5 protein-coding genes and 2 pseudogenes are annotated in these 6743 nt (G+C 58.7%); 3 read left to right on the top strand and 4 right to left on the bottom strand.

Annotation, left to right across the window (positions count from 1 at the left end):
- Window positions 1–206: 206 nt before the first annotated feature.
- Together Q1V60_RS16615 and Q1V60_RS16610 are read right to left on the bottom strand one after the other, a co-directional pair.
- Window positions 207–425 (bottom strand): annotated as a pseudogene (locus tag Q1V60_RS16615) (hypothetical protein); the annotation flags it as partial.
- 378 nt (window positions 426–803) lie between these two features.
- Window positions 804–956 (bottom strand): annotated as a pseudogene (locus tag Q1V60_RS16610) (YhfG family protein); the annotation flags it as partial.
- Window positions 957–1118: 162 nt separating this feature from the next.
- On the opposite strand from Q1V60_RS16610, the gene Q1V60_RS16605 reads away from it, so the two are divergent.
- Entirely contained in the window at window positions 1119–2294 is a 1176-nt protein-coding gene (locus Q1V60_RS16605; RefSeq protein ID WP_300632428.1) for a tetratricopeptide repeat protein, read from the top strand.
- A gap of 63 nt (window positions 2295–2357) precedes the next feature.
- Here the strand turns inward: Q1V60_RS16605 and Q1V60_RS16600 are convergent, their stop codons facing one another.
- Window positions 2358–3410: a S8 family peptidase gene (locus Q1V60_RS16600; RefSeq protein ID WP_300632425.1), complete on the bottom strand. Its 1053-nt coding sequence runs from the start codon at window positions 3408–3410 to the stop codon at window positions 2358–2360.
- A gap of 162 nt (window positions 3411–3572) precedes the next feature.
- Here Q1V60_RS16600 and Q1V60_RS16595 point away from each other — a divergent pair, with 162 nt between their 5' ends.
- Together Q1V60_RS16595 and Q1V60_RS16590 are read left to right on the top strand one after the other, a co-directional pair.
- Window positions 3573–5510 (top strand): RecQ family ATP-dependent DNA helicase, encoded by a 1938-nt coding sequence (locus tag Q1V60_RS16595; RefSeq protein ID WP_300632423.1) that lies wholly within the window; start codon window positions 3573–3575, stop codon window positions 5508–5510.
- 23 nt (window positions 5511–5533) lie between these two features.
- The gene (locus tag Q1V60_RS16590; RefSeq protein WP_300632420.1) at window positions 5534–5965 is read left to right on the top strand and encodes a thioesterase family protein; all 432 of its coding nucleotides are present in this window, start codon (window positions 5534–5536) and stop codon (window positions 5963–5965) included.
- A gap of 144 nt (window positions 5966–6109) precedes the next feature.
- Here Q1V60_RS16590 and Q1V60_RS16585 read toward each other — a convergent pair whose 3' ends face one another.
- A complete protein-coding gene (locus Q1V60_RS16585; RefSeq protein ID WP_104501295.1) occupies window positions 6110–6598 on the bottom strand; it encodes a YMGG-like glycine zipper-containing protein in 489 nt (162 codons plus the stop codon).
- Window positions 6599–6743: the final 145 nt, after the last annotated feature.

Genomic DNA, 6743 nt, shown 5'->3' with positions numbered 1-6743 from the left:
GAGCTTGCTCCCGCTGGACTGCGCAGCAGTCCCATTTTCTGGGGTCGCTTCGCGGCCCAGCGGGAGCAAGCTCCCTCGCCACAGGCCGACGGTTGCCTGCTCTAGCGCTTAACTGACTGGCATTGGGGCTTGCCCGCGATGACGGTAGGTCAGGTATGAAATGTCGTCTGACGCTCCGCTATCGCAGGCAAGCAGCTCCCCCAATATTAGCTGCGTGCCTGGCCAGTTTGCGTTGGATGGTCGGCCGCCGGTTGCAGCTGAACGTATTGCGCGGCTTCCAGCAAATCGCAGCCGTCCTGAACCAGCAGGTAGAGCGCATTGATAATGTGGGAAATATCTTTGAGGTCGGCGTATTCGAAGGGCAGGCAGGAGAAAGTTTAGAGCAGGTCTGTGGCTGCGCGGATGCGTTGGTGGGCGGCGGACCTGTCCAGGTTGGTCAACCGGCAGGGATCACCCGGCACGCCCATAGGCGTCCCAAACACAGCCGCCATGAAGCGTGTGAGCACGCAAGTGCCTACGACATCTGAGGGTGCGTATGCGATCTCTGTAATCGGGTGACCAAACCCTATCGCTGATTTTGCAGCGAGGGGCGAACTACAGGTGGGTGCGGTGTAGTGGTGCAATACAGGCAAAACGATGTATAGCGCGGCCTACTGATACATCGCTCAAAAATCGCCTTCAACGCTCCGAGGATTCCGATCATTCCCACGCCCCTGCGTGGGAATGCATCCCGTGACGCTCTGCATCACCAATCCCTGGGGTTCGAGCCGGGCACTGATTGAAGTGTCGAGTTCGCAAGGCAGGTACCTGGCAAGGACTGTGGCTCTGGCTGGCAGAGCATTGTCGACATCGGACGGTTTGGTGTCGAACCCTGCCAGACGCGAGCTGGCGAGATAGTTGGAGCGCCGTATCTGCTTGTAGTAAGCCTGTTTCTGCTTGAACGTCATCTCTCCCACTGCGCAATTCTCCCAGACAAAGGCCGGTTTCATCGTGCAGCCAGTGTTAGCTATAACCACGTCACACTCCTTATAAAAAATCCGCCAGCGCGCTGAATTCAGCGTATGTTTCACCGCAAATCTTGTAGGGCAATTCCGCCTTCTACTTAAAGGGAGTTAAGCATGGGTTTGCTTCGTGTCGCTTCGGCGATGTCATTGTGTGCGGTGGCTTTTTCGATCCAGGCCGAGCAGTTGCCGATCGAGGTGCTCAGCGCAGTGGTCAAGGACCAGAAAATCGCCGACGCCGAGGTGTTGCTGCAACGCAACGGTGCGCAGAACGTAGTGGGCCGCACCAATGCCCAGGGGCAGGTGACGCTGACCAGCGAGGCGGCTGACGACGCCAGCAATCTATTGATCATCAAAAAAACCGGCTATTCCAACCTGGTGGTCAAGTGCCCGTGCAAAGGGATGACTTACGCCGTCAGCCCGGTCATGGAAAACCTCGACGGCTTGCGCGTAGTGCTGAGCTGGGGCCAGACGCCGGACGATCTCGACTCCCATATGATCTTCCCCGGCAATAACATCTACTTCGAGAGCAAAACCGGCACCGACGCCGAGCTGGATGTGGACGACACCGACAGCTATGGCCCGGAAACCATCACCCTGCAGAAAAAACACTACGGCGAAAGCTACGTTTACGCCGTGCATGACTACAGCAACGGCGGCAATCCAGGATCGCGCCAGTTGTCCAACAGCGAAGCCAAGGTGTTTGTGTACATGGGCCAGTCGCTCGTGCGCACCTACTACGTGCCGAAAAACCGCAGCGGTAACCTGTGGACCGTGTTCCGCATGACCGGCAGTGGCGACTTCCAGGACATCAACACCTTCAGCGGCGTGACCGTGAATGCGGCGGATGTGCTCAACGAAGTCAAACCGTTGCTGGATGACAGCGTCGCCGTTACCGCAGTGGTTGTCAGTGCTTCGGCGCAAACCGATGCGAAGCGTCTGAACGTGCAGGGTGAAGCTGCCTACCAAGCGGGCAATCTGGACCAGGCGATTGACCTGTTCCGCCAGGCTATCGACTTGGACAACGGTTTCGGCAAGGCCTACGGCAATCTCGGGCTGGCGTATCAGAAGGCAGGCAACACCGCCGAATCGATCTGGGCCAACCGCAAGGCCATCGCCCTGGCGACGGGAGCCAGTGCTTCAACCGTACGCGCGGGTGCCTACTACAACATTGCGCGGATCTACGAAGCGGCGGGGCAGTTTGCCGATGCGTTGCGTCATTACCAGTTGGCCAAGGAGCAAACGGCCAACCCGGTGTATGACACCGCGATTGAGCGGGTACAGAACCGCTGACCCACGGCAATAAACGACCTGCCGACAACGCGCCCCGTGGCGCGTTGTTTGTTTAGCGCACGACTAAGGCCGAGAAGCTGCCTCCAAGTCCATCAACCCACGCCCGTAGGCTTCGCTGTTGGCGTAAATCCCCGTGCGGTTGGCGGTGCTGAGCAAACGCTCGCGAACCTGCTGCGGGGTCATTTCGGGAAAGCGGCTCTGGAGGGCAGCCAAGGCGCCACTGACCAGCGCGGCAGCCGGCGAGGTGCCAGCGGTTGGCCCGTAGCTGCCGTCCTTCTGGGTAGTCAGCAGGCCCGCTCCGCCATCACCTCCTGGCACGGCAATGCACCAGTTCGCTGCAAGCCCGCAGTAGTTGGATTTGAGATTGATGGCGGTGCCGTCGTTCTTGAGCGCCATGACGGCGATCCAGCCCTGTTCCAGCTCGGGCACCAGGGCAGGCAGGCCGGGCTCGGCGAGGGGCTCACGCTTGACCTCGTTACCGGTGGAAAACACGAACACCGAACCCTGTGACACAAGCGTTTTGGCAACCTCCAGCGAGTCGCCCATCAGGCGTTCGTAGATTGGTAATTCATTGGTGTTGGCTTCGATGGGGTTAGCCCACGAGTTGCTGAAAATCCGTGCGCCTTTGCTGGAGGCGAAGGTCCATGACTGGGCGATTTCACTGTCAAAGTAGAACGGCTCCCTGTCATCGCCAAAGCGCATGGGAATCAGCTGGGCATTGAAGGCAATGCCATGAATGCCTCTATCATCTTTGTTGGCGGCGAGAATGCCGGCCATTTGGGTGCCGTGGCCCTTGATGTCGACGGTACCGGGCTGTTGCCGCACAAAATCGTAGCCCGGGTCGGATACGCGTCCGCGGAACTCCGGTAACGCCTGGTTGAGGCCCGAATCGATCAGCGCTACCTTCACACCCTGGCCGGTGCCGCCGCGCGCATAGAGGGCTGATGCCTTGACGATGGGCAGGGCTTTTTGCGCCAGGTACTCTTCGGTTTCAAAGCGCTGCGCGTCCGGCAGCGGATTGGGTGGGGTTGTGCAGCCCAGCAGAAGCAGAGGCAGTGCGAACAGGGTGAAGTGTTGCAGTGAATTTATCCGCTTGAAATTGAGGCATTGAAGCATTCACGACTCCGTATCGGGATGAGGGATCAAGCGTGCTACTGTCATCGTTTTTGCGCGGGCTTGCTGGTTTTCTCTGTATCAGTTTGTAGCGTTTATCCCCGACTCAATCTCGATCGCTGATCTATGTTTTGACTTCTTCAGCGGTCAACGGAGTGACAGCCTATGCACGATACCCTCCAGCAGGTCTTTGGTTATTCCCAGTTTCGTCTGGGCCAGGAAGAAGCCGTCAGCGCCGTGCTGGCGGGGCGTTCGACGGCGGCGATTTTCCCCACCGGCTCGGGCAAATCCCTGTGTTACCAGCTGTCGGCCGTACTGCTGCCGCACCTGACGCTGGTGGTGTCGCCGCTGCTGGCGTTGATGCAGGACCAGCTTGGTTTTTTGAAGCGTCACGGCATTTCGGCGGGCAGTATCGATTCGGCGCAAAGCCGCGACGACGCCAATGATGTGATGGCGCGTGCGCGTTCGGGTGAGTTGAAAATCCTGATGATTTCCGTGGAGCGCTTGAAGAACGAGCGTTTTCGCAACTTCCTGCAAAGTGTGCGCATCTCGCTGCTGGTGGTGGACGAGGCGCACTGCATTTCCGAATGGGGCCACAACTTCCGCCCGGACTACCTCAAGCTGCCGGACTACCAACGCCAGTTCAAGATCCCACAAGCGCTGCTGCTGACGGCTACGGCCACGCCCAAAGTAATTGCCGATATGCAGACCAAGTTCGCCATTGCGCCGCAGGATGTGATCACCACCGGCTTTTACCGGCCCAACCTTAATTTGCTGGTGGAGCCCGTAAGCGGCGCTGACAAACGCCGACGCCTGGTGCAATGGATGAGCGAGCGAGCCAACCAGCCAAGCATCGTCTACGTGACCCTGCAAAAAACCGCCGAGCAGATCGCCGAGCACCTGAACCGTAACGGTATCCAGGCCGAGGCGTATCACGCTGGTTTGCCCCACGAGAAACGCGAGGGCATCCAGCAGCGTTTCATGGGCGGGCGCTCCAATTGCATCGTCGCCACCATCGCGTTTGGCATGGGTATCGACAAAAGTGACATCCGCAATGTAGTGCACTTCGACCTGCCCAAATCCACTGAAAACTACAGCCAGGAAATCGGCCGCGCCGGTCGTGATGGCCAGCCCTCCGACTGCCTGGTGCTGGCCAATCGCGACAGCCTCAATGTGTTGGAGAACTTCGTGTACGGCGATACGCCCGAGCAGGAAGGTATCCGCCGTGTGTTGGAAGAATTGCAGGCGGCGCGAAGCGAGGGGCAATGGGAATTTTTGCTGAGGTCGCTGTCGGACCACTGCAATATCCGTGAATTGCCGCTCAAGACGCTGTTGGTGCAATTGGAGCTCAAGGGCGTGATTGCGCCGCGCTACGCGTTTTATGCCGAATACCGTTTCAAATACCTGATCGAACCCGATGACTTGCTGGCACGATTTTCCGGGGAACGGCAGCAGTTTGTCGCGGCGATCGTTCAGGTATGCAAGCGCGCAAAAACCTGGGCAACGGTGGATTTCGACGCGCTGTATCAGCAGCACAATGCCGAGCGCAGCCGTGTTGTAAAAGCGTTGGATTATTTCCAGGAGCAAGGCCTGATCGAACTGGAAAGCAAACAGATGACCGAGGTCTACAGCCTGCTGAACACCGATTTCGATGCGCAGGTGCTGAGCGCCGAGTTATACACAGGCTTCAAGCAACACGAGATGACGGAAGTGGCGCGGATTCACGCCATGCTTGATCTGTTCGCCACCGAGCGCTGCCTTGGGCAACGTCTTGCCCAGTATTTTGGCGATGAAAACGCCCCGCAGCGTTGCGGGCAATGCTCGGTGTGCCATGGGCATGTAGCGCACTTGCCTGCGCCGGCGAGCTTGCCGCCGCTTGTGGATAAAAATTTCATGGAGCTGTGCGGTGATTTTATCCACAGGCATCATGAGCACACCGGCCAGTTGCCTGGTGCGGAACGGCTGACGCGCTTTCTCGGTGGAATCAGCGTGCCGCTGTTCACCAAGTTGAAGGCGCGGGGCATTCCCGGTTTCGCTGCGCTGGAGGATTACCCCTACGCCGAGGTGCGCGAGTGGGCCGAGGCCCATTTGAATAACCTGTAAATTCCTTTTTACGAGAGGTGCTCATGCCTGACTCAGTGCCGCAACGTGGCGATTACGCTCACTTTCAAACGATTATTACGCGCTGGCACGACAATGATGTGTATGGCCATGTGAATAACGTCACCTATTACAGTTTTTTTGACACGGCGGTGAATAGCTACCTGATCGAGCAGGGCGGGCTGGATATTCATGACGGTGCGGTAGTGGGATTTGTGGTGAGTTCGGCCTGCGATTACTTCGCGTCGATAGCCTTTCCCGAGCGCATCGAAATCGGCTTGCGGGTAGGCAAATTGGGCAACAGTTCGGTGCAGTATGAGCTGGCGGTGTTCAAGGCAGGCGAGGAGGAAGCCTGCGCGGCGGGGCGTTTTGTGCATGTGTTTGTGGACCGAGGATCGAACCAGCCGGTGACGATTCCGGGGCAGTTGCGCGAGGCGTTGCAGCGGTTGGTGGTCTGACCTGATCTCGCGAGCGGCCAAGAACCCAATGTGGGAGCAGGCTTGCTCGCGAATTCGGTGGTTCAGTCAATACCGCTGGTGACTGAAAGACCGATCTCGCGATCAAGCCCGCTCCCACATTTGATCAGCTGTTTTCGTCAGGCCTTAGTCATCATAACGATGATGGCGCTTGTGCTTGTTCTTGCGATGCCCATAGGCATGGCCGCGGCCTGGGTGATCGTCGCGGTAGTAGCGACGGTCGTCACGCCCACGATAACGGCGATCGTCGTCATCGCTCTTGTTGCCCATGTAGTTGCCCAGCGCACCACCTGCGCCACCGCCGGCCGCTGAGCCGATCAATGCACCGGTGCCGCCGCCGACACTGCGGCCGACTACGTTGCCGCCGGCAGCGCCCAGTGCGCCGCCAATGGCTGCTTCGCCACGGCTGCGCTTGTCTGCGCCAACCGCACTACCGCCCGCGCCACCCAGCGCTGCGCCGATGGTCGAACCGGTGTTGCCGCCCAACTGCTGGCCGACAACCGAGCCTAGAACCCCGCCCAATGCGCCGCCCACACCGGCTTCGGTGGTGCCACCGGCCATGGCTGCGCCACTGACCAGGCCAAGGGACAACAAGAGAATCGAGGAGAACTTCATTCAGGGAAACCTCAAGGGGATGACGGCGCGATCCTGAGGTTGTATCGAGACGCTGACAATCGAAATCCGACCGGCGGCAACAGTTGTATACAATTTGCTAAGTTGCTGTTTTATATGGGGAACTTAAGTCGATTTTACGAGTCTT

Origin of the sequence: Pseudomonas sp. (assembly GCF_030147005.1) — a bacterium.
In the GTDB taxonomy this organism is placed as follows: Bacteria; Pseudomonadota; Gammaproteobacteria; order Pseudomonadales; family Pseudomonadaceae; genus Aquipseudomonas.
The sequence above is the reverse complement of the archived record's forward strand: the minus strand, read 5'-3'. Positions and strand labels throughout refer to the sequence as shown.

Coding starts and splice junctions, on each gene's coding strand:
- Q1V60_RS16595 (WP_300632423.1), top strand. CDS start 3,573: ATGCACGATACCCTCCAGCAGGTCTTTGGTTATTCCCAGTTTCGTCTG.
- Q1V60_RS16585 (WP_104501295.1), bottom strand. CDS start 6,598: ATGAAGTTCTCCTCGATTCTCTTGTTGTCCCTTGGCCTGGTCAGTGGC.
- Q1V60_RS16600 (WP_300632425.1), bottom strand. CDS start 3,410: ATGCTTCAATGCCTCAATTTCAAGCGGATAAATTCACTGCAACACTTC.
- Q1V60_RS16590 (WP_300632420.1), top strand. CDS start 5,534: ATGCCTGACTCAGTGCCGCAACGTGGCGATTACGCTCACTTTCAAACG.
- Q1V60_RS16605 (WP_300632428.1), top strand. CDS start 1,119: ATGGGTTTGCTTCGTGTCGCTTCGGCGATGTCATTGTGTGCGGTGGCT.